The sequence below is a fragment of the Granulosicoccus sp. 3-233 genome (assembly GCF_052681095.1).
The window spans coordinates 1-23,200 of sequence record NZ_JBQYLE010000003.1 but is presented as its reverse complement, the minus strand read 5'-3'; the positions used below and the strand labels follow the sequence as shown (position 1 = coordinate 23,200).

Sequence of the window (23,200 nt, the reverse complement as noted above, 5' to 3'; positions counted from 1 at the left end):
CTCGGCAATCGATTGCCTGAATGGCGTTTTGTCGGTGTCCCATCCTCTTTCAAAAAACCTGTCTGATTCTGCTCTCGCTATGAAAAATCATGGATCGGTTCGTGACCTTGTCGAAGCCCGTGCGGCCACTGATGGCGAGGCGACCTACCTGCTCGACGTGGAAAATGGAAAGCAACTCGACTTCAGGGGCTTGCTGCGCGAGGTGCGCGCAGTGGCCGATTTCGTGGCCGCCAGAGGCATAGCCCCTGGGGAGAGTGTGGCCTATGCCATGCAGAATGGTCGCTGCTGCGTAGTCACCTTGCTTGGCTTGTTGTACGGTGGCTACCGCGCAGTGGCGGTCAACCTGGTGGCTGGCCGGGATATCATCGGCTATGTATTATCGCATTCCGAAAGCCGTTTGATTCTGACGCAAGCCGAGCATGAGCCTCTGATTGCTGACGCTCTGCAATGCGAGGCTTATCATGAGCAGTGTGTGGGTCAAGGCCATGATGGCCGACCCGATATCGTCATTGCCAGTGATGCCTGGCTGGATGAGTGCACGCTTGTCGATTCGGCAAGCGATGACTCTGTTGCTTCTGATGTCGCGGCACAGGCTGCAATGGCTAGCGACAGAAAATGCACAGAGACGAACGTGGGACCCACGAGTGACGGGATTCTCATGTACACCAGTGGTACGACGGGGCGTCCCAAGGGGGTGGTCTTGAGCCACAGCAATCTGCTTGCCGGAGGCTACAACGTCAGTCTGGGTCATCAGCTGAATGCTGGCGATCGGGCGCTGTGTGTTCTGCCTCTGTACCACATAAACGGCTTGTGCGTGACGCTCTTCGGACCACTGGTCAGCGGTGGCTCGGTGGTCATGCCTCAGCGGTTCTCTACCCGTGGGTTCTGGGAGTGGGTGGATCACTACCAGTGCAGCTGGTTCAGCGTGGTGCCCACGCAGATCGCCTATCTCTTGCGCGATGCCGGAGCTCCCGTGGAACGTCCGTTCCTGCGTTTCGGACGCTCCGCGTCAGCGCCCTTGTCGCCCGACGTGCACGAAAGCTTCGAAAGGCACTTTGCTGTTCCACTGATAGAGACCATGGGCCTGACTGAAACGGCCGCACAGATCAGCAGCAATCCCATGCCGCCTGGAAAGCGCAAACTGGGTTCGCCGGGCATTGCCGTTGGCGATGAACTGCGAATCGTGAATGCCGACTTGCAGGAACTGACAGCGGGTGAGGAAGGGGAGCTGATGATTCGGGGAAGCAATGTCATGCAGCGTTATTTCAAGAATGAAGAGGCCACCAGCGAAGCATTGCTGCCTGGCGGTTGGTTCCGCAGTGGCGACCTGGGCAAGCTGGATGACGAGGGATTTCTGTTCATCACCGGTCGTCTCAAGGAGCTGATCATCAAGGGGGGAGAGAATATCGCTCCACGGGAAATCGATGACGCTCTGTATCAGCATGCCGACGTGGTGGAGGCCGCCGCCTTTGCCAGAACGTGCAGGGATTTCGGGCAGCGGGTGGAAGCAGCCGTCAGTCTGAAGTCATCGTCTCTGGTGAATGAAGAGCAGTTGCTGGCCTTGTGTTGCGATAGTGTCGGCAAGTTCAAGTGTCCGGATCGCATCCACTTTCTCGATGAGCTGCCCAAGGGGCCTTCCGGCAAGATCCAGCGCAAGAAGCTGGCGGAATTGTTCGATTCGATCTGATGCTTGCGCCGTGTGTGGCGTCAATTGTCGTGCTTCTGCAAACCATGCAGGAAGTGAGGGTGGTGCTCGGAAGTCTCAGTCGAGCAGGCCCTCTCGCTGATAAAGCCGGCTGGCGAGCATCAGCAGCAGGAGCGTCGCTGCCAGCGTGCCACTCACCGACAACAGAACATGCAAGAGCGGGATGCTGTCTCCCAGCACCGCACTTTCCAGCAGTTGATACTGACTGAGCATGGGCATCGGCATGGTCATCATGGTCGATCTGACCGAGAGGAACTGCAACAGGAAGAATGGTGCCATGGGCACCATCATCATGAGCCCCAGATAGGTCTGTGCCTCCTTGGTACTGCGTGTCACGGCGGAGACGGTAATCAGCAGAGCGGAGATGAACGGCAGCAAAGGGCTGGCCAGCAGAAAGGCATGCGCCAGGGTATGGCCGTCAAAGCGAATCTGCCCTCCCATCAATTCAACGGGGAACAGGCGGAACAGTGTGTAGATGCTGACAGCCGTGAGCAAGCCGGACAATGTCACGAAGCACAGCGTTGCCCCGTATTTGCCGAAGACGACTGCACTACGCTTCAGGGGCAGGCTCAACAAGGGCTCCAGTGACTGTCGTTCCCGTTCACCGGCGGTGGTGTCGATGGCGAGATAGAACCCACCCATGACCATGGACATGATGAACAGGAACGGCAGGATGGATGCCAGCAACTGGCCGTTGCTGCCGTCGCTGGAGACGTCGTTCTCCACCAGATTGAGACTGTCGAAGGTCGCGGGATCAATCCCGCGATGTTGCAGTCGGAGGTTGTTCAATGTACGTTCATAGACCGAAAGAATGGCCTGTACACGTCTGGCAGCCTTGCTCGACGCCTTGTCGGCACTGTTCACATGCAGTGTCAACGGGGCGGGTCTGCCTGCTCTGAGCTGTTCGGCAAAGTCATCGGGTATTTCCAATACAACAAGTACGTCCCCACGTCTGACGCTTCTCTGTACCTCGTCAGGTGCGTCGAGTACATCGATATTGTGGCTGTGCAGGAAATCCATCAAGCGAGGGGCACGTTCGGCATGCAGAACGTTCAGTGATGTGACTTCGTCGAAGTCGATGGATAATTGCTTGAAACTGGCCACCAGCGAGCCGCCCAGCAGCAATGGCAGCAGAATGGGACCGAACAGCAGTGCATAGAAGACGGTCTGGCGATCGCGCAGATTATCGACGATCTCCTTGAACATGACGATGAACAGGCTCATCGTTGCGTCTCCGTGGTCAGATTCCGGGTAGCCTTGACAAAGGCATCTTCCAGATCGTTTTCACCGGTGCGTTGCAGAATGCCTGCCAGGGAATCCTGCATGGCAATGCTGCCGTTGGAGATGATGGCGATGTGGTCGCACAGGGCAGCCACCTCCTGCATGATGTGACTCGAAAACACGATGCAATGGCCATCCGCGGCCAGTTGGCGAATGATCTCCCGCAGGCCTCGTGTGGCCATGACGTCCAGCCCGTTGGTGGGTTCATCCAGCATGATGGTTTGTGGTCGGTGCGCCAGTGCTCTGGCCAGGGCGACCTTGGTTTTCTGACCCTGGGAAAAACCGGTGGCTCGTCGGTCGGCGAAGCCGCCCATGTCCAGTTGTTCGATCAGTTGACCGACCCGTTGGGCGGCGTGCTGCCTGTCCAGTCCGCACAGACGCGCATAGTAGCTGATGTTCTCGCGAGCACTGAGCCTCGGGTAGATACCGGCATTGTGCGGCATGAACCCCAGATGCTGTCGGACGGCCAGTACATCGCGAGTCACTTCATGCCCATCGACGCGAGCGCTTCCACGATCCGGTCTGATGAGTGTTGCAAGCATGCGCAGTGTTGTCGATTTGCCGGCACCGTTAGGGCCGAGCAAGCCGGTGATTCTTCCATCATCGGCTGTGAAACTGACCGAGTTGACGGCAACGACGCGGTCAGCCTCAGCCGTGGCCGAGCGCCTGTTCTTGCCGAAGGGCAGTCTGAAGGTGCGACCACCGGGACGTTTGAAGCTCTTGTGCAGATCCTCGACGACGATCATGGTAGCGGTCCATTGGCATCGACGAAAAAAGGCAGTACTCGCTGACGTTCCAGGCAGCTTGTATCGAGAGCCTGCGCATCTGCGGTGTTGACGAACTGCGCCAGCAGAACCGGCATGCAGCCGTAGGGGGCCTGCATATGGCCCTGGTCACGATTGACGAGATGCCGCGATTGGTTCAGGGAAGCTGCGACTTCATCGCCATAGCCTGGCGGCGTGATGGGGTCGGCTTCTCCCGAGAGAATCAGAGCAGGTACGTCTGATTGCACCGCCTGCCTGAAGTCCTCATCCATGATCCCGGCGGGCCAGTGCTTGCAGGTGGCCAACAGGGATGACACGACCTGATTACCCATGTAACTGTCAGCGGCCTCATCAGGCTTGCCGGCATCATTCGCGATGAACGGTGCATCCTCCGTGCAGATGACCGCGTGATGCATGCCCGTCGCCAGGGAGTTGCCGAGAGTTTGCGTTTGCAACATTGCCTGACGTGCCAGAGGTGCAAAATTGTCGTTGGCAATGGCCTCGTGCAGCATGGATGGCAGAATGGAAGCAGTCTGCGAGCTGTAGGACAGTAATCGCAAGGTCACGGCAAGGTGTTGCCAGGTGAATTCCATGGTCCTGAGTTTGCCGCTGGCAACATCCTCATAGGTGATGTTGCGCGGTTGACGCTTCAGTGATGCCAGCAGCTCGGAGGTGGCCGTGCGCAGATTGCCGAAAGCCTCGAAACAGCCCGATGAGTCCTCGCAGCGCTGGATTATGATATCCAGCGAGCGTTGCGCCAGTGGGGCGATGTCCGGACCCAGTGCCATCGTGGGAGGGACAACCGCGTCGAGTATCAAGGTGCGTACCTTGTCCGGGTAGCGACGCAGGTAATGCAGGGCAACCCGAGTCCCATAGGAAATGCCGTAGAGGTTCCACTGTGAGACACCCAGTGCTTCACGGACGTGTTCCAGGTCCCTGACGGCCAGGCTGCTGGTGAACAGACGTGGGTCATGCGCCAGTTGCTCCAGGCAGGCTTGTGCAGCGTCTTCGAGTACCTGCGTGTCGTCATCGAACTCGATGCCCAGCGAATCATCCGCCTGCGGGCAGGAAAGAGGCGATGAGTCGCCGGTGCCACGCTGATCGACGAGAATGACGTCATGATCCTGCATGATGTGACGGAAAGCGAAAGCCACTGCCGGAAACGACTCGATTGCCGATTGGCCCGGCCCTCCTGCCAGCAACGTGAAAGCGTCGGTAGATGCGGATTGTCTGCGAGCTGGTATACGAGCGATGGATAGCGCCAGGCTGCCGGAGTCGGCGGCTTCGGGGTTCAATGGCACAGACAAGGTCGTGCATTGGGCGACCAGCTTTGCAGCCCCATTACCGATGGAGCAATCGCTGAAGCCGAGTGTCGAGTCCAGGGTCTTGGCACCGGCTGCGTATGCCGTCGGATGTCCGGCAAGGCCAGCAAGCAACAGGCAACTGATTGCCAGCACACTCTGGACTCTGGTGCCGAGTGGGTTCCTGCACCGGGAGGGACACGGTGGCAATGCGTTTATCCGGTTCAATGAGCTGATTCTAGAAAGCGCAGGTGAATGGTGTCGCGAACATCATGAAGTCTCGTGACACAGATGGCACAAAAGACGTCGGAAGATGGTCAATACCTGCAAGGCACAAGCCAATATGGCAGTCCGGCAGCGTTCGATTCAACCGGTCAGCTACGTGGCGAGCCCGATGTCAGAGCTCCTCGAGAACATCCTCGAGTTGACGCCTGGCGTTACCCACCCAGTCATCACGTTCGATGCGGTCAGGCACGATCTGCAGGGCGTTGGCGATGGTTTCGATCTCGTGATGCTTGAGTTTGGCCAGCTGCGCATAGCTGGTGATACCCAGGTCGTTCAGGGCCTTCTCGGTCGATGGGCCGATACCGACTATTTGCTGCAGATCATCCTGTTGCTCGACCGGTTCGAACGAACTCGCGTCGTCCTCGTCCGAATCCTGACGGGATACCGCATCATCGAGACCGTTCAGGAATTCATCTTCCTCCAGCTCCGAGTCGATCTCTTCCAGTAGTTGCTCATCCACTTCGATGACCTGGTCAAACGGATCGATGACGCTGTCGTCTCCGGCGATGTTGTCCGGGGATTTCGTTGCTGTGGATTTCGGGGTTCGAGGCGGTGGGGCATCAGCGTTCAGGAAGATGACTGACGAGTTGCCCGGCCCTTGAGTGGGCAGGGGGGCGCTGGCAGGGTTGACGGACGTATCTTCGGCAGCACCGAATCTGACCGCATCCGCATCCGCATCCGCATCCGCATCCGCATCCGCATCCGCATCCGCATCCGCATCCGCATCCGCATCCGCATCCGCTTTCCCCTGGGCATCCGAATTCGTCTCTGCACCGGCATCTGCAGGGTTTTTGGCATCCTCTGCCACAAGAGGCGCGGATGCCCAGCTGCTGACATTGCGAGCGCTCGTGATGACCGCCTGTCGTGCGGCGTTCTCCTTTACGGCTGAGTCAGCTGGTCGGTCGGTCTCGACAGCCGCATCGGACTGGGCGTCGAATTCATCGTCGGCACTCGGATCCTTGCCGACCACCGCATCGTCGGCATCGTCCACTTCAGTATCCGACTTGCCGTCGGCCTGCGAGATTCTGGTGGTGTTTTCCAACTCGGCATTGCTGCCTTCGGTGGACTTGGACAGCAAGGGGTCGGCGATACCCATTTCCCGGCGGGCATTGTCCAGTTCGGCGTGCTGACGCTTTAAAGTCTGTTCCTGGTCTTCCAGATCCTTCAGTTTCTGTGTGAGCGTCTGGTTCTGGGTAGTCAGATCGCGAATCTGGGATTCATGCCGCTTGATCATCTGGCTGACCAGCAGCTGTGATTTTTCCAGATTGGAGTTCAAGCGGGGAATCTGCTGATTCGCTTCGCGAAGCTCCGAAATCTCGTCGTGTGATTGGCGCTGCAGTTCGTCGTAGTCATCCGTCAGCATGGCGATTTCGGAATTCAGATGGGCCACTTGCTGCCGTTGCCTCTGGATGGCGTTACGCAACTGGCCAGCTTCCCTGACCTGAGTGGCCCGATGCAGCAGCCAGCCCAGCGCCCCGCCGACAACGGCTGCGAGGAGCAGTGCCACGATGATTTGCGACAATAAATAGATCACGATCGTTTCCGCATGGCTTGGTTGCTAGTCAACATAACTGATTTCGATCCGGCGATTACGAGCGCGACCGGTTTCCGAAGCGTTATCGGCGATCGGTTGCGTGGCGCCGTAGCCTTTGGCAATCAGCTGATTGGGAGAGACATTCCGGGCTTCCAGATAGCGCACCACAGCCTCCGCACGTTCCTGGCTCAGGCGCAGATTGACCGAGTCCGGTCCGGTGTTGTCCGTATGACCTTCTATGCGCAGGCGCTTTTCCGGATTGCTGCGCAGCAGTTCGGCCACCTGATTCAGGGCGATATCACTGCCCGGTGTGACGGTATTGCTGCCCTGCTGAAACGCAACGGAGGAGGTGTCTATACGTGCCAGTGCCTGCAGAAACAGGCGAGTCTGCTGGAGTTCGGTTTCGACCGGATCGAAGCGCGTCATGTTGTCGCGCACGATACGCACACCCTGGATCTCTCTGAGTTGCTCCAGCAGCAGGGCAACGGACAGGCGCTGGTCGATGCTGCCGGTCAGCTCCAGGTCTCGACCATTGATAGCCACGTTCATGTCACTGAATCCGGCGGCGCTGATTTTCTCCTGCGCCTGATGGAGCAGGGAGGCGGGAATGGTTGTCATCGAGCGGGCAATCAGCACCACCAGGCAGACGCTACCGAGCAGCACGACAAGCCAGGGCCAGATGCTGGGACGCTCGGCGTCAGGAAGATTGAAATGTAATGTGTGCGCCGACATGGCGCGGATAATAACACCCTGCGTCCGTCAACAGAATACGTGCGTGGCACGGGTGTGTAACGGTGTGTCGTTCATGCGGTGAGCTGGTGACGTCTGCCCCATCCTGCAGTCAGTCCGTATGCGCTGATGTCCTGCGGGCTCGGAACAGGCTTGAACTTCAGGCCGTGGGTGCGCTGGCTTCGTTGCTGCTGCGCAAGCGGGTCAACCTGGCCGAGTCTCGATTCGATACGGGGGCAACCGCATCATCCGGGGCATCGGAACGCGCCTGATCAACCACGCTGACGGTGACCGGATCGCCGGTGCCGTAGGACTTGGGTTCGGGGGCCTTGATGGTCTGGACGGTCGGGCAGGCTTGCTCCAGCCGTTCAAGGTGAGCGTTTGCCTTGCGGGCAATCTCGGTTGCCATGACAGCGGCCTCGTGCGCCTTGACGGCATCCAGACGCAACCGTGAGGTTTCCGAATAATGTTGCCTCTTCTGGACAGTGAGCAGATCGTCTGCCGCCTTGCAGCGCGCGTTGGCTTCCTGCAGCTTCTGCAGCGTCATCTTCAGGAGTTTGTCCTTTCGTTCCTGCTGCGAGGCATAATGCTCCAGTGTTTGGAGTGATGCTCTGGCGTCCAGCAGTTCCAGCGCCTGCGCGTTTCTGTCACGCAGGGCCTGACGCTTGATCGTGCGGGCACGGCGAGCGCCGATCGCATAGCCGACAAGCAGGCAGGCACATCCGACAAGTATGCTGGGTATCAAGTCTATCCACTCCATGGGAATATTGGTCCGCATCGCTTCGGGAATACGTTGTTCATGCTTCTACAGCGTCAATGCATCATACAAAATCAAGTGTTACATGGTAGATATCGACGCAAAAAACATGAAGTGAGTCACTTTTATTTTGCCGTTTATCCAGAGCCGCTGATCGAGCGGATGCCGATATCTGTTTGTGAAACAGTCGAGTAGGCAACGAATACAATGTTCTTCCTCATCGAGCAGACGATGAGCCTGGGTTGCCGTTCATGACGGACAGACAGCCATTCATCCACCTTTTCAGTTACCGGGGCAGACACCAGTGGACAATAACGAATTCAATCGGCGCATTCGCTACGCCTTGCGACTTGACGATGCAGAGACCCGTCGTCTGATGTCCCTGGGCGAACTCTCTGTCAGCGAGGAAGAGGTTGCCGGTTTCCGCTGCAAGGAAGAAGAGGCCGGCTATCAGGCATGTCCGGATGCCGCCTTGCTGGCCTTGCTCGATGGACTGATTCTGGATCGTCGCGGACCACCACCCGCCAGTGCCGGTGGCAGTGAAGGTGCAGCTGCCGGGGCAGCATCGAATACGGGCGATGCCTCGCCAGAGATCGTCGTCAACAACAATCTGGTGCTGAAGCAATTGCGTATTGCCCTGTCACTGCGGTCGGATGATATTCATGCGCTGATCACCGCAGGCGGCGGCAAGATCGGCAAGACAGAGGTGGGTGCATTCTTCCGCAGCCCGCAGGCACGCAATTACCGACGATGCGGAGACCAGAGTGTGCGCTGGTTCCTCAATGGCCTGGCAGCCAGGCGAGACGAGTAGCAAGGTAGTTCATGATGCGCCGAGTCAACCTGACAGACAGCGCAATCGGCTCAGCAATTTGTTACATTTAACCAAGCCTTGTCAGGTTCGTCTGACCTACCGGCTTGATCTTGTCGTTTCACGTTCAGCCGGCCGGTTGGCGGCTACGTGAAAACAAATTCCAATGAATAGGATCCTCTCATGAAAATTAGCATAGCAATCAGCAGTTGCCTGCTGGCCGCTGGGCTGTTCGCAGGCGCCGCCCAGGCTCAGCAGCAGTTCATCTCCATCGGTACCGGCGGTGTCACAGGCGTCTATTACCCCACTGGAGGTGCCATCTGCCGCCTGGTGAACAAGGGTCGCAAGGATCACGGTATTCGCTGCTCTGCGGAATCCACTGGCGGTTCCATCTACAACATCAACACTGTCAAGGCAGGTGAACTGGAGTTCGGTGTTGCTCAGTCCGACTGGCAGTATCACGCTTACAACGGAACTTCCCAGTTCGAAGATCAGGGCAAGTTCGACAAGCTGCGGGCCGTGTTCTCCGTGCATCCCGAACCCTTCTCGGTATTGGCGCGAGGCGGCAGTGGCATCGAATCCTTCGAAGATCTCAAGGGCAAGCGGGTCAACGTCGGCAACGCGGGCTCCGGTCTGCGGGCGACGGCAGAAGTGGTCATGGCTGCCTATGGCATGACCATGGACGATTTTGCCGTTGCCTCCGAGCTGAAAGGTGCGGAGATGTCTCAGGCACTGTGTGATGACAAGATCGACGTCATGATCTATGCCGTGGGCCACCCGGCTGCCGCCATCACCGAAGTCACCAACACCTGTGATGTGGATTTTGTCGACGTCACCGGTCCGGTCATCGACAAGCTGATCGATGAGAACCCCTTCTACCGTAATGCCTCCATCCCTGCCGGCATGTACAAGGGTCAGACAGAAGACAACCAGACCTTCGGTGTCGGTGCCACCTTCATTTCCTCGGCCGATGTGTCTGAGGACGTGGTCTATGTGGTCGTCAAGGCGGTCTTCGACAACTTCGAGGACTTCAGGAAATTGCACCCTGCGTTTGCCAATCTGAAGGAAGAGGAAATGATCAAGGACGGTCTGTCGGCTCCTCTGCACGATGGCGCCGTGAAATACTACAAGGAACGTGGCTGGATGTAAGCTGCGCAGTCTGATCCTTGACTGAAAGGGGTCTGGCAGGCAGCTCGAGCTGCCTGCCGGGCAATGTCCCTGTCAGAATCCCTTGCAACACATTGACAGCAGCAGAATCCAGCCGATGAATGCAACAGCCACGAAAGACGGCGATTCGGGCAGTACGCCGGATCTAGACTCCTTTACCGCCATCGATACCGGCGGCAGAAATCCCGCCGGTGGTGTCGGTCTGTTCATTGCCATCGTTGCATTTTCCTGGAGCGCCTTTCAGCTCTACGTCTCTTCCAGTCTGCCGTTCTGGTTGTCCGAAGAATACGGCATCAATCTGGTCTTCAACGGCAGTGAGGTGCGAGTCATCCATCTGGCCTTTGCCATGGCACTGGCCTGTCTGTCCTATCCCTTGTTCAAGTCCAGCCCGGCGCATCGTGTGCCAGCCTATGATTGGGCGCTGGCGGCCGGTAGTGTCATCTGCTGCCTGTATCTGGTCGTCTTCAAGGACGATATCGCCACGCGTGCCGGCTTGCCGACCACAGGCGATCTGCTGGCTTCAGCGTTCGGACTGGTGCTGCTGGCCACCGCGGTCTTCCGCTCGCTGGGCCTGCCCATGCTGATCGTGGCCGGTGTCTTCGTGCTCTATGTGTTCTTCGGTGACGCGCAGTTCCTGCCCGATGTGGTGCAGTGGAAGGGCGCCTCGTTCGGCAAGGCCATGTGGCATTACTGGATGCAGAGCGAGGGCGTGTTCGGTGTCGCCCTGGGGGTGGCCTCCTCCATGATCTTTCTGTTCGTCCTGTTTGGTGCGCTGCTGGAGCAGGCCGGGGCGGGCAACTATTTCATTCAGCTCGCCTTCGGCGCGCTGGGACATTTTCGAGGCGGTCCTGCCAAGGCGGCCGTCGTGGCCTCGGCGCTGAGTGGCATCTACTCGGGCTCCTCGATTGCCAATGTCGTGACCACGGGTACCTTCACCATCCCGCTGATGAAGCGCACCGGGTTCTCTGCAGAGAAGGCGGGTGCGGTGGAAGTGGCTTCATCCACCAACGGCCAGTTGACGCCGCCAGTAATGGGGGCAGCTGCCTTCCTGATTGCCGAATTCACCGGCATTTCCTATCCCGAAGTCATCAAGCACGCTTTGCTGCCGGCACTGATCTCCTATATCGCACTGGTCTACATCGTCCATCTGGAAGCGCTGAAGCTGGACCTGACCGGTCTGGAAAAACCGCCAAGCCACGTAACCGCCATGCAGAAGCTCATCGGTTTCCTGTTCGGCTTTCTGGCCTTTGTCGCCCTGGGAGGCATCGTCTACTACGGCCTCGGCTGGATCGGCCGGGCTTTTCCCGGCATGACCTTCGTCGGAGCGGTTGCCATTTTCCTGCTGGCGTATCTGATTCTGATCGTCATCAGTGCGCGTCGGCAAGACCTGCACATGGACGATCCATCAGCGCCACTGATCACCTTGCCCAAGACCGGCGAGGTTGCACTGACCGGCCTGTATTTCCTGCTGCCGATCATCATCCTGTTGTGGTGCATTCTCATCGAGCGATTGTCGCCGGCGCTCTCCGCCTTCTGGGCGTCCATGGCCATGATCTTCATCGTACTGACGCAGCACCCGCTGAAGTCCCTGATCCGTGGCCGTTCGCATCCTGACAGAATCAGTCTGGCGTCATCGGTAAAGCTCGGTTTCGCCGACTTCTGGGCAGGCATGATCGGCGGTGCGCGCAGCATGGTGCCCATCGGTGTGGCTACCGGTGTTGCCGGCATCATCATCGGTACCGTCTCGCTCACAGGTGCACATCAGGTGGTTGGTGAGTTCGTCGAATTTCTCTCCGGTGGCAGCCTGATCGTCATGCTGCTGCTGGTCGCGGTCATGAGTCTGTTGCTGGGCATGGGGTTGCCCACCACGGCCAACTACATCGTGGTGTCGTCATTGATGGCGCCGGTCATCGTGTCCGTAGGCGCGCAGCAGGGGCTGGTGGTACCCTTGGTGGCGGTGCACATGTTCGTGTTCTATTTCGGCATTCTGGCCGACGATACACCGCCGGTGGGACTGGCCGCCTTTGCTGCCAGTGCCATTTCCGGTGGTGATCCGATCAAGACCGGTCTGCAGGGTTTTGCCTACGACATCCGTACGGCCTTGCTGCCATTCCTGTTCATCTTCAACACCGAGCTGCTGCTCATCGATGTGACACTGGGCAAGGCGATTTTCGTCTTCATCGTTGGCGTCATTGCCATGATGCTGTTCGCGGCGGGCACCCAGGGCTATTTCATGGCGCGCAGCAAGATCTGGGAATCCGTGCTGCTGATGCTGGTGGCCTTCACGCTGTTCCGTCCCGGTTTCTGGCTGGATCAGGTGCAACCACCGTACGAGAATCTGCCCGGTACCGAGCTGGTGCAACTGGCGGAGGAACAACCCGTGGGTGAGCCGCTGCGGCTGCGCATCGTCGGCCCCGATTTCGATTATCCCGACAAGATGGCGAGTCTGACGGTTCTGGCCGATCTGGGCGAGGCCGGTGATGGTGAAACCCGCCTGGAGAATGCCGGGCTGGTGGTAGTGATGGATGAGGAAGGGGCGACACTGGAAGAACCCTTCCCTGGCACGCCGTTTTTCCAGACCTTGCAGATGTTCGATTTCTACGGTGACACATTGGTGCGAGTCGAGACGGTGCAGATCCCGGCCGAGCGCCTGTACAAGGAAGTGTTCTACATTCCTGCGCTGTTGGTGCTCGGACTGGTGGTCTGGCTGCAGCGACGCCGGCAGACCAAGCCTGCCTTTTTCGGAAATTTCTGACGTCCTTTACCATGCCCGAATCCGATCTGATCATCGACGACAATCGCGTCGTCTCCATGCACTACCAGCTGACCAACGGCTTTGGTGAGCTGATAGACAGCTCCCAGGGCGATCTGCCATTGGTGTACATGCACAATACCAATGCCCTGTTGCCGGCGCTGGAGCGTGAGCTGACTGGCAAGCGGGCGGGTGATCCGGTGGCGGTGACCATCTACCCGGAAGACGCCTACGGCTATCCGGACGAATCCCTGATTGCCGAATGGCCCAGAGAGCCAATCGAGAAAGTACAGGAGCTGGTGGTCGGCATGCGTTTCAAGGCCCTGGGCAAGAACGAGGGCGAATCACAGATGGTGACCGTGGTGGAAATCCGTGACGATACCGTGGTGCTCGATGCCAATCACCCTCTGGCCGGTCAAGTCCTGAATTTCACGGTTGCCGTGGTGAGTGTGCGTGAACCGACTCCGGAAGAGCTGCAGGCAGGCTTTGCCACCAGCACGAATCCGCCCGCGGGAGACGCTGGCGATTCGCTTGCTCAGTCCTGACGTCAGGCTGGTCGTCGTTCGTCAGGATGCCTTGCGAAAGGGGATGGCGGGCAGGCTTGTCGCTGGCGTCTTGTCGGCTATATCCACGTCTTCATCGCTGCGTACCTCCAGCTCGTCCGCCAGTTGCGTCAAGGGTGTCGGCATGCGCAGGCCATAGCCCTGGGCAAAGTCTACCTTCATCTCTCTCAGGCATTGCAGCGCGGCATCATCCTCGACGAATTCGGCGATGGTTCGCGCCCCCACGGTATGTCCGATCTGATTGATGGCAGCCACCATGTCCCGGTCAACCGTGTCGTCTGCAATATTGCGAACCAGCGAGCCATCTATCTTCAGGTAATCGAAAGACAGCTCCTTCAGGTAGGTGAAGCTGGAAAAACCGGCGCCGAAGTCATCCAGTGCCAGCTCGCAGCCCAGGGCACGGATGCGTTCGATGAAGACTCTGACCTTTTCGAAATTGCGTACGGTAGCGCTTTCCGACACCTCGAAGGCAATGTGCGAGGGGTCGATGTCACCGCGACTGAGTCGTTCCACGATGAAGCTGCTGAAATCGTCGTCGGTAAAGGACAGTCCGGAGAGATTGACCAGCAGGCGAGGGATGACGTGCCTGTCCTGGTGTTCGGCCAGCCAGTCGATCACCTGGGTGAATACCCACTGATCGATCTCGGTCATGATGTTGTATTTCTCGGCAATCGGAATGAACCGCGCTGGCGAATACAGTTCACCGTTTTCACTGCGGATACGCAACAGGATCTCGCAGTGCGCCATCTTCATCGAGCGCTCTTCGATCTCGAACACCGGCTGGTAGAACAGTGACAGGCGATCGTCGGCCAGTGCCTTGCGAATGGCCTGGATGCCGGCAAGGTTGCTGCGGTACTTGACCATTTCGGCGTCGTCATCCTGTGTCACATGCACCCGGTTCCGACCGGACTGCTTGGCGACATAACAGGCCGAGTCGACGTCAGCCAGTACCCGTTCCATGTTCTGTATCTGACCATCGATGGGAGTGACACCCACGCTCAAGCTGACCTTGAAGCTTTGCTCCTCGTACATGAAGGTGAATTCGCTGACGATGACTCGCAGGTCTTCAGCCAGACTCTGGATATCCGGGAAACTGCGCCCCTGGGCAATGATCGCGAATTCATCGCCACCGACCCTGGCAAACAGATCGCCACGGCGCAGTCGCTTCTGCATCATCTGCGTCAGCTGGATCAGCAACTGGTCGCCGGCATGATGGCCACAGGTATCATTGACGATCTTGAAACGGTCCAGATCGATGTACAGCAGGCCATGGGCATCGTCGCTGCGCCCGGCATTGTCGATGGTGTACTGCAGATGCTGTTCGAACGATCGCCGATTGTGCAGACCGGTGAGGTCGTCATGGTTGGCCAGGTGGGCGATGCGCTTGTTGGCTCGCGCCACGCGCGCAATGACCGTGCCCGAGATGATCATCGACAAGGCGAAGGCGGCGCTCACCAGATAGATCATCAGGCGCTGGGTTCGCTGATAGGTTGTCTGGTTGTTCTCCAGCGCCTCTTCAGCCAGTACCTTCTCCAGCTGCACCAGGTCGTTCAGATGGTTGAGCAGGACCAGTTCGTGCAGTTGCACCTCGTTGAGGACGCTCTTCTGGGCAGCCAGGTTTTGCTCATTGGAATGAATCTCCGAATTGGCGCGCTCGTAGGCATTGGCCACCCGCGCATCCGCCTCGTTGATTTCCTTCAATATGGCCTGCTCCCGGGCATTGGCAGACAGTTCGGTCAGTTCCTTGCGGGTGGTCTGGTAGCTGTCGGTATGCTGAATCAGCTTGTCGAAGATGCGCTGGCGTTCAACCGTGTCATCGGTCTGCACCAGCGAACGCACGGCAGCAGAGCGCATGCGAATGACGTTGCGCATGTGATAGGCCCGGCTGGTCTTCTGCTCGGTGTCGAGGATCACATTGGACATGCCGACATTGACGCCCTGCAGGGTGGTCATCGACAGCCAGGTCGCCAGGATCATCAGCGAGAACACAAGCAGGAAACCGGCACCTATCAGCAACTTGGTGTGGTCTTTGTTGGAGTTCTGTATGGACATCAGTGTTGTTTTCGTCCTTGAACTGCAACAGATTCCACGGGCGTGCTCTGAGTCATCTGTCTGGCAACGGGCATTGGCATGGTGACTGGAGAGTGGTCCTGGTATCGGAGGTTGGAAGTTGGATCGCAGGGGTTTGTGCTATCGTCAGTGAGGTATCGGCATGTTCGGGGTTCGGTTGACTGTGGTTGCAGGGTTATTTCGGAACTGCGTCACGGAGAATCCCGCTTTCGTTGTGGGCGTGGGCCTGGTGGAGACGCATTGCATGGTGTGCTTCACGAAAAGAGGCCATGCAGCCAGAGTCGCTTGTCGGTTGTGCGCCGCTGGCGGTATACCCAGTAGTAGGCCCCCTCACGAGTTGTGGCAATGAAATAGTCCCGCCGCACATCGGTCTCATCCCACCAACCATTCTCGATACGCTCCGGCAGGGTCCGTATCGTGACGTTCTGCTCCAGAGGGGTGGGTTCACGCAGTAACCATAATGGCCGGGCAGGCCAGTGCTCCGGAGGTGTCTGCTGGTCGAGCAGGGCTGTCAGCCAGGCCTTTTCCGGCCGATGATCATCACCGGTCATCGGGGTATACAGAGCGTCTCTGCCGAGACGCGCCGAGAGCCGGTCCATCAGCTGTTCGATGGTGCTGCCAGCGGCCTGACTCTTCTGGAAGAGATCGTGGCCTTCGCGTTGCAGGCTGGCCAGTTCAGTGGACTCCAGCCCCAGGCGAATGACCGGGGATGCCAGGACCAGATTGCCCAGACGTTCGCTGGCCATGCGGAACAGGTGACGGGTGTCGGCCGTGGCATCGAGAAACTTCAGATCCACACAGGTGGTCGGACCACGGTGGTGATCAAGCTGCAATTGCAGGTGCCGAACGCCCAGGTCACGTGACTTCAGATAACCACCCAGCGCATTCATGAGCCGGTTCAGTGGAAAGGCCAGGGCTTGAGTGTCGGGTGCTTCCAGCGGCAGATCGAGCGCCGACAGGAAGGTGTCCGCCGGCTGATAGGCCGTACGGGGATCCGGCAGTCGCCCATCGAGCTTGTACAACAGATCGGTGCAGCTGCTGCCGAAGCGCCGCGTCAGGGACGCCGGTGGCAAGGCGGTGAGTTCAGCCACTGTCTGCAGGCCCGACTGGCGAAGACCCTTGAGGGTGAAGTCATTCAAGGGCAGCCAGCTGACGGGTACGCTGGCCAGTGTCTCGATCAGCGATGGCCGATCGAGAAGCTGTCGGTGTACGCCTGCCCGGGCAAACAGCATGGCCGCTGTCGGTGTCGGTGCAACGGCTGTCGACAGGCTCAGCCGTTGCTGCCGGACATCCTCGTGGATGTGCTCCAGCAAGACCTCCATACCGCCGAACAGGGTCAGGCTCGCTTCGATTTCCAGCACGATGGTATCGGGCGGCTCGGGGGAGACCAGGGAGGAGTAGTGCAGAGCCCAGAGCGTGAGCTGCTCCAGATGAGCGAGCTGCTGCTGCTCGTCATGATCACTGGTGATCAGGGCCGGGACCATGTCGTAGGCGTTCTTCAAGGCCTGTCCCGGACGAATGCCGCTGGCTGCGGCCATCGCATTGCAGGCAAGAATGCGACGTCTGCTGCCTTCGTGCAGAACAACCGCGCGAGGTTTGTCGGTTCCGCCATGGTTCTGCCGTTCAATCGGCAGTTGCGGAAAATGCAGCGCCAGCCAGAGCATCGGTCAGACGCCCGGATTGCTTGTTGAATGGTTTGCCGGGTTGCCTGTTGGAGTGGGCGTGGCGAAGGGGCGCGGTACAGAGGGCGGAATGGGCCACTCAACGCCCTGTGAGGCATCGAACTCGGCTGGTTCGATGGTGATCGTGCTGGGGCTGCCACCGCGCAACTTGAAGATATCCAGTTGCAGGCGGGCCTCAACGATGGACAGGCGCAGGCGTGCTGCCACGGGTGAATGTTCCTGATCAGTCTGCCAGGGGCGATACACGGTCGCCCAGGTTCTGCCGGTTTCGGCTGCCAGTTGCAGTCGGCGTTGTTTCTGCGCGCTGCTGCGACTGACCCAGGTCGCCACGCTGGCAAACAGTCCCGAACGCAGTATCTGCTCGGTGGCCCAGAGCGTATTGGCATCATCGCGACTGTCGACGATCAGTAATCGGTCCAGCCGGATACCGGCGTTGCCCAGAGCTGGTGCATAGGGAATGTAAGGTGGGTTGATGAAGGCGGCCCATTGGCCTTCGGCAGTGACTCTGCGCAGTGCCGGTAACAGCAGGCTGAGCTCGCCGATGCCCTGATGTCTGCTCAGCAACTCGGTGACCCCGCCAATGCACCAGCCCCGTGCCGGCAGGGCCTGGTCCAGTAATTCGAATCCGGTCGATACCGATTCATCTTCGTTGTATCGATCACTGCCGCGCCAGAGCGTCGGCTGGGATTTCAACAGGGCATCAAGAGCGGAATCCATGGCACACCGGCAGTGTCAACAAGGCAGGATTGATGGTGTACCGCGTGTTGCGGGGTCGGGCGTGATGTCTGTCAATCGGCTTGGCAGACATTGGCAGGATACTCGGCCGACAGGGCTGATCAGGAGTCGCGACGCAGTACGCCGACATAGACACCTTCGATATGAAACTCCTGCTCGCGCAGATCGATGCGTATGGGTTCGAATTCGTCGTTCTCGGGCAACAGGGTGACGATGTTGCCGCGCCGGCGGAATCGTTTGACCGTCACTTCATCGTTGACCCGGGCTACCACGATCTGATTGTTCTGCACGTGTTCGGTGGCATGCACCGCCAGCAGATCGCCATTGAGAATGCCGACGTTCTGCATGCTGGTACCATTGACTCGCAACAGGTAGTCGGCATGTGGATAGAACAGATCGGGATCGACCGGCAGGTATTCCTCGACGTTCGATTCTGACATGATAGGCTCACCGGCAGCGACTCGGCCAACCAGCGGAATGCCGTCCTCTTCCATTTCGCTGAGTACCCGAATGCCGCGCGAGGTGCCCGGAATCAGTTCGATGGCGCCCTTGCGTTCCAGGGCACGCAGATGATCATCTGCCGCCGTGGGAGAACGAAAACCGAAATGCTCACAGATATCGGTGCGGGTGGGCGGGAAGCCGGTACGATCGATATGTGACTGGATCATCCGCAGAATTTCCTGTTGCCGCTTGGTAAGATCCTGCATGCTCAATCACTCGTTCATTGTCAGAGACCTGAGTATATTTACAGTTGTCGGTCAATGCAACAGAAAATGAAGTGGGCGGCGACTTCCAGTTCATGTAGCAGGTAAAGTGCTCCGTGCTCCGTGCTCCGTGCTCCGTGCTCCGTGCTCCGTGCTCCGTACTCCGTACCCTCCCTTACGCAGTCGGGCAGAGGTGCCGTTCAGCGTCGTTCAGCAAGGCCGGCATCTCGCGAGCAGGCGCTGAACTTCCCGGCAGGCAGACATGCCGGTGAGAGGGCGGCTGACGCCCGAGCTGACAGGCGCGGCCAACAGCGGCACAATAGTGTGACATTCATCACCACGGCCAGCCCTCATGAGCACACCTCGATCACGCTTCCCGGTTCCGCCAGTTGATACCTTGCCGGACGATATGCGTTCGCGCATCGAGGAAGTGGGTGAAAAGTCCGGTTTCGTGCCGAATGTGTTTCGCGTACTGGCTCATCGGCCGGATGAATTCCGGGCCTTCTTCGCCTATCACGATGCCCTTATGGAGAAAGACAGTGGCCTGAGCAAGGGCGAACGCGAGATGATCGTGGTCGTGACCTCTGCCATGAACAGTTGCCTGTACTGCGTGGTAGCGCATGGTGCCATCGTGCGCATCCGGGAAAAGAATCCGCGTCTGGCCGAGCAGCTGACCACCGACTATACTCGTGCCGATATCAGCGAACGACAGATGGCCATGCTCGACTTTGCCTGTCTGGTATCCGATCATGCGGCGGAGGTGTCCGACGATGACCTGGATGAACTGCGTGAACACGGATTCAGTACCGAGGATATCTGGGATATTGGTGCCATAGCTGCATTCTTTGCCCTGTCCAATCGCATGGCCGGTCTGACCGACATGATGCCCAATGACGAGTTCTACCAGCTGGGGAGAAATCAGCCTCAGAACCCTGACAAGCCGAAACCTCGATTGGTGAAATAGTACGGCTCCTTGATTTCCCGTTTTCGACAGCCGACAAGGTTGCAACAGGCCTCTGGCCGGGCCGGTTCGGCCTCATTCCACGGATAAACTGCTATGGCTATCAACGACAAGCTGGACCAATGGGACCGGCAACATTTCTTTCATCCATCGACCCACCTGGCGCAGCACGCCCGTGGCGAAAGCCCCAACCGCATCATCTCCACGGCTTCCGGCGTCTACATAGAGGATCGTGACGGTACCCGCCTGCTGGATGCCTTTGCCGGCCTGTATTGCGTGAACGTCGGCTATGGCCGTTCGGAAATCACCGATGCCATTGCCGAGCAGGCGAAGGAGCTGGCCTACTACCATTCCTATGTGGGCCATGGTACCGAGGCGTCCATCACGCTGGCCAGGATGGTGCTGGAGCGAGCGCCGGACAACATGTCGAAGGTGTATTTCGGGCTTGGTGGTTCGGATGCCAACGAGACCAATATCAAACTCGTCTGGTACTACAACAATATACTCGGCAGGCCACAGAAGAAGAAAATCATCTCGCGCTGGCGCGGTTATCACGGCTCGGGCCTGATGACCGGCTCGCTCACCGGGCTGGAGCTGTTCCACAAGAAGTTCGACCTGCCTCTGGAGCAGGTGCTGCACACCGAAGCGCCTTACTATCTGCGCCGCAGCGACCCATCCATGAGCGAAGAGGCATTCTCCGCAGATTGCGCGACCCGACTCGAACAGATGATCGAGGCAGAAGGCGCTGACACCATCGCTGCCTTCATTGCCGAGCCGATTCTGGGGACTGGTGGCATTGTGCCTCCCCCCAAAGGCTATTGGGAAGCCATTCAGCCGGTGCTGAAAAAGCACGACATCCTGCTGATTGCCGATGAAGTGGTGACCGGATTCGGGCGTCTGGGCACCATGTTCGGGTCGGAGCACTACGGGCTGGAGAGCGACATCATCACGATTGCCAAGGGACTGACATCAGCCTACGCGCCGTTGTCCGGGTCGATCGTGTCACAGCGTGTATGGGAGGTGCTGGAGAAGGGCACCGATGAGCTGGGACCAATCGGACACGGCTGGACCTATTCTGCACACCCGATCGGTGCTGCGGCGGGTGTTGCCAATCTGCAGCTGATCGACAAGCTGGGACTGGTCGGGAACGCAGGCAAGACTGGCGCCTATCTGGTCGAGCAACTACGCGAACGCTTTGCGGATCATCCGAAGGTGGCGGAAGTGCGAGGTGAGGGCATGCTGGCCGCCATCGAGTTTGCCGAGTCCCGCTCGCCTCTGACGCTGTTCGATCCGGCCAGGAAGATCGGCCCGGCGGTTGCCACTGCATTGCTCAAGCACAACATCATCGCGCGAGCCATGCCGCAGGGCGATATCCTGGGTTTTGCGCCTCCGCTGAGTATCACCACGGATGAGGTGGATATCGTGCTGGATGGTGTGAGCAAGGCCATCGGGGAGGTGTTGGGTTAGCCGCTCACCGTGGTCGGCTGGCGATTATTTGCAAGCACGGTCATTTTCACGGAGCGGGGAGAAGGCCAACTTCGGAGTCGTCAGCTGTGCCGCACCCTCAAGGTATTTCGTACCGGTTATCATGCCCCCTGCAAGCAGGCATGAGCTCTACGATAAAGTGGTGATGGCGAACATGTGAACTGTCAAGCTGCAGGGACAGTGGTGTGACGGGCAGTTTCACGCGATATCGAGTATAGAAAAATTCAGAGCTATGCTCGGATCTGGAAGTAAAAAAGAGGAGCGTTCACGTAGATCCAGAGACAAGGCTGGATTCAAGTCAGCTGTTGTCTACATCCACCTGACCTGACCTGAGTTGTATCCAGAAGGACACTTCCCACGCGATCGCTGGTAGACCTCATTTGTTTGTCTGAAAGATGCCGCCGTGCTCTCTTGCTTTCCGACTTTTTCATATGACACCTCTGAACTCCATTATCGCTCCAAGAGGGTGTCCACCAACTGGCCGCAACGAACGGTGAACACTGCTGGGCAAGCCTCGAAAAGACTGGCGCGGAAGCCGGTTTCTCCAAATGGGAGGATGGTTGCCATTCGAGAAAGAGAGTGTCTGATGAACCCACTGGTTCCTCCGGGCTAGTGGCGATGGCATATTGACAAATCGAGAAGAACGCTGCTAGAAGCCGAGGTGGTTGTGGGGCAAGTGAACAGGCTGGTGCCAATACTTCAGTCTAGGCCCTGTAGCAAGTCACGCCGGGCGGCAGATCCCCAAACCGCGCGTCGGCTGCGTCAATGGCCACGTCGGAAACACGAAGTCAAAAGTGTGAGGGATCAAACGCCGCCCCTGGGCGCTCCCGTACGATTCTCTACTTGGCACTCCGCCAGCGATTCCCGGTGAGTTTGAAGCATAGGTCGTGATTGTAGCTACGTTAGCTGAAGGCACGCGCAAGGCTCGACGCTGATGGCGGTCGATGCCGTGTTCCTGTTTTCTGGTTGTGGTGGAAGTTATCGCGGGTTTGTTCATCGGAGTCGTTCTGTTTACCCCGTATCTGGTGAGCTTGCAATCACCAGCTTGGGACCGAGTTTCGCTATCAAACGAAAAAGCGTTTCCCAGTCCGGTACGTCCACATCCTGTAGATACGTTTGCATCTTGGCCCACAGGTTGGTCTTGATTCGACACTTCTCCCGTGCAGCCTTGAATACTGGGCAAGCGTGCTCTTGAACCTGATCGGTCAGAAATGCCAATAGCATGAGCCCTGCCAGTGTGCTCGACAAGTATTTCTTGCCATGCCCGTAGTTGTGCTCCAGGTTATAGCCTTGATTCTTGAGTGTGTTGAAGGTTTGATTTTCGATACCCCAACGCGAACGCCCGATGGCTGCTATCTCCAAGGCGTTCTCTGGCGTGATGGGTAAGCTGCTGATCCAGCTCCATTGTTTCTGCTTTCCTTTGGCGTCCACCTCCCAGAATTCGATCAAGTTCACTCGTATATCCGGATGCGAATTGTTGATAGGCAAATCGTTGGCAAACCGACAGCCTTTGAGAACGTTCTTCTCGTCGGTCTGCTCGAATTCGACGACAGCACCATCGGGATGATTGCGACGCTCATCGAAAGCGGCAAATAACGACACCGAACCCGTTGGTTTGACGCCGATGACAAAGTCCATACCGTGTTCCTGCAGCAGGGAGACGTGTGGGCCATTTGCCGCCAACGCGTCTTCCACGATAATGAACTTGCGTTTTGGATACTGCTCTGCGATCGACGGAATGAGCCGTTTGACTGCGTTTCGCTCGCTGCAATCTTTCGTGTCGCCATCACTGCGGATGATGGGTTCAAAATCCTGTGGCAGCACGATTTTCTGCTCCGGACTGACGATGACGGCCACATGCAATTGGTGATAGAACTCCTCGGTTCCATTCTTGCGCTTCTTCACACCACATTGAGG

The 23,200-nt window shown here is 58.2% G+C and carries 18 protein-coding genes; 7 read left to right on the top strand and 11 right to left on the bottom strand.

Features of this window, described 5'->3' with window-relative positions; translation table 11 throughout:
* Positions 1 to 79: 79 nt before the first annotated feature.
* Positions 80 to 1,687: an AMP-binding protein gene (locus ACUNV4_RS09605; protein ID WP_430878321.1), complete on the top strand. Its 1,608-nt coding sequence runs from the start codon at positions 80 to 82 to the stop codon at positions 1,685 to 1,687.
* 75 nt (positions 1,688 to 1,762) lie between these two features.
* Here the strand turns inward: ACUNV4_RS09605 and ACUNV4_RS09600 are convergent, their stop codons facing one another.
* The 6 genes from ACUNV4_RS09600 to ACUNV4_RS09575 all read right to left on the bottom strand — a co-directional run bounded on the left by ACUNV4_RS09600 (position 1,763) and on the right by ACUNV4_RS09575 (position 8,377).
* Entirely contained in the window at positions 1,763 to 2,929 is a 1,167-nt protein-coding gene (locus ACUNV4_RS09600; protein WP_430878320.1) for an ABC transporter permease, read from the bottom strand.
* Positions 2,926 to 3,732 carry an ABC transporter ATP-binding protein gene (locus tag ACUNV4_RS09595; RefSeq protein WP_430878319.1) on the bottom strand — a complete coding sequence of 269 codons (807 nt, stop codon included), beginning with the start codon at positions 3,730 to 3,732 and terminating at the stop codon, positions 2,926 to 2,928. The genes ACUNV4_RS09600 and ACUNV4_RS09595 overlap by 4 nt, the downstream gene beginning before the upstream one ends.
* A complete protein-coding gene (locus ACUNV4_RS09590; protein ID WP_430878318.1) occupies positions 3,729 to 5,207 on the bottom strand; it encodes an alpha/beta fold hydrolase in 1,479 nt (492 codons plus the stop codon). Before ACUNV4_RS09590 ends, ACUNV4_RS09595 begins: the two co-directional genes overlap by 4 nt.
* 241 nt (positions 5,208 to 5,448) lie before the next feature.
* Positions 5,449 to 6,870 (bottom strand): hypothetical protein, encoded by a 1,422-nt coding sequence (locus ACUNV4_RS09585; protein ID WP_430878317.1) that lies wholly within the window; start codon positions 6,868 to 6,870, stop codon positions 5,449 to 5,451.
* Between the two features lie 24 nt (positions 6,871 to 6,894).
* The gene (locus ACUNV4_RS09580) at positions 6,895 to 7,602 is read right to left on the bottom strand and encodes an OmpA family protein (RefSeq protein ID WP_430878316.1); all 708 of its coding nucleotides are present in this window, start codon (positions 7,600 to 7,602) and stop codon (positions 6,895 to 6,897) included.
* Between the two features lie 157 nt (positions 7,603 to 7,759).
* Complete coding sequence (locus ACUNV4_RS09575) at positions 7,760 to 8,377, bottom strand: hypothetical protein (protein ID WP_430878315.1); 618 nt, start codon at positions 8,375 to 8,377, stop codon at positions 7,760 to 7,762.
* A 283-nt stretch (positions 8,378 to 8,660) separates the two neighbouring features.
* Here ACUNV4_RS09575 and ACUNV4_RS09570 point away from each other — a divergent pair, with 283 nt between their 5' ends.
* The 4 genes from ACUNV4_RS09570 (at position 8,661) to ACUNV4_RS09555 (ending at position 13,628) form a co-directional block, all read left to right on the top strand.
* Positions 8,661 to 9,167, top strand: a complete 507-nt coding sequence (locus tag ACUNV4_RS09570; RefSeq protein ID WP_430878314.1) for a YehS family protein — start codon at positions 8,661 to 8,663, stop codon at positions 9,165 to 9,167.
* A 180-nt stretch (positions 9,168 to 9,347) separates the two neighbouring features.
* On the top strand, positions 9,348 to 10,313 hold the full coding sequence (locus tag ACUNV4_RS09565; RefSeq protein WP_430878313.1) for a TAXI family TRAP transporter solute-binding subunit: 966 nt from the start codon (positions 9,348 to 9,350) through the stop codon (positions 10,311 to 10,313).
* A gap of 115 nt (positions 10,314 to 10,428) precedes the next feature.
* Positions 10,429 to 13,086, top strand: coding sequence for a TRAP transporter permease (locus ACUNV4_RS09560; protein WP_430878312.1), 2,658 nt, complete (start codon positions 10,429 to 10,431; stop codon positions 13,084 to 13,086).
* Positions 13,087 to 13,097: 11 nt separating this feature from the next.
* Positions 13,098 to 13,628 carry an FKBP-type peptidyl-prolyl cis-trans isomerase gene (locus ACUNV4_RS09555; protein ID WP_430878311.1) on the top strand — a complete coding sequence of 177 codons (531 nt, stop codon included), beginning with the start codon at positions 13,098 to 13,100 and terminating at the stop codon, positions 13,626 to 13,628.
* Between the two features lie 21 nt (positions 13,629 to 13,649).
* On the opposite strand, the gene ACUNV4_RS09550 is transcribed toward ACUNV4_RS09555, so the two are convergent.
* The 4 genes from ACUNV4_RS09550 to lexA all read right to left on the bottom strand — a co-directional run bounded on the left by ACUNV4_RS09550 (position 13,650) and on the right by lexA (position 18,840).
* Entirely contained in the window at positions 13,650 to 15,698 is a 2,049-nt protein-coding gene (locus ACUNV4_RS09550; RefSeq protein WP_430878310.1) for a putative bifunctional diguanylate cyclase/phosphodiesterase, read from the bottom strand.
* A 272-nt stretch (positions 15,699 to 15,970) separates the two neighbouring features.
* Positions 15,971 to 17,380 carry a Y-family DNA polymerase gene (locus ACUNV4_RS09545; RefSeq protein WP_430878309.1) on the bottom strand — a complete coding sequence of 470 codons (1,410 nt, stop codon included), beginning with the start codon at positions 17,378 to 17,380 and terminating at the stop codon, positions 15,971 to 15,973.
* Positions 17,381 to 17,383: 3 nt separating this feature from the next.
* Complete coding sequence (gene imuA, locus ACUNV4_RS09540; RefSeq protein WP_430878308.1) at positions 17,384 to 18,115, bottom strand: translesion DNA synthesis-associated protein ImuA; 732 nt, start codon at positions 18,113 to 18,115, stop codon at positions 17,384 to 17,386.
* Between the two features lie 119 nt (positions 18,116 to 18,234).
* Positions 18,235 to 18,840 (bottom strand): transcriptional repressor LexA, encoded by a 606-nt coding sequence (gene lexA, locus ACUNV4_RS09535; RefSeq protein WP_430878307.1) that lies wholly within the window; start codon positions 18,838 to 18,840, stop codon positions 18,235 to 18,237.
* A 349-nt stretch (positions 18,841 to 19,189) separates the two neighbouring features.
* Here lexA and ACUNV4_RS09530 point away from each other — a divergent pair, with 349 nt between their 5' ends.
* Positions 19,190 to 19,801 (top strand): peroxidase-related enzyme, encoded by a 612-nt coding sequence (locus tag ACUNV4_RS09530; RefSeq protein WP_430878306.1) that lies wholly within the window; start codon positions 19,190 to 19,192, stop codon positions 19,799 to 19,801.
* A 93-nt stretch (positions 19,802 to 19,894) separates the two neighbouring features.
* Complete coding sequence (locus ACUNV4_RS09525; protein ID WP_430878305.1) at positions 19,895 to 21,265, top strand: aspartate aminotransferase family protein; 1,371 nt, start codon at positions 19,895 to 19,897, stop codon at positions 21,263 to 21,265.
* A 1,029-nt stretch (positions 21,266 to 22,294) separates the two neighbouring features.
* Here ACUNV4_RS09525 and ACUNV4_RS09520 read toward each other — a convergent pair.
* On the bottom strand, positions 22,295 to 23,200 hold a 906-nt coding region (locus ACUNV4_RS09520; protein WP_430878304.1), incomplete at its 5' end, for a transposase.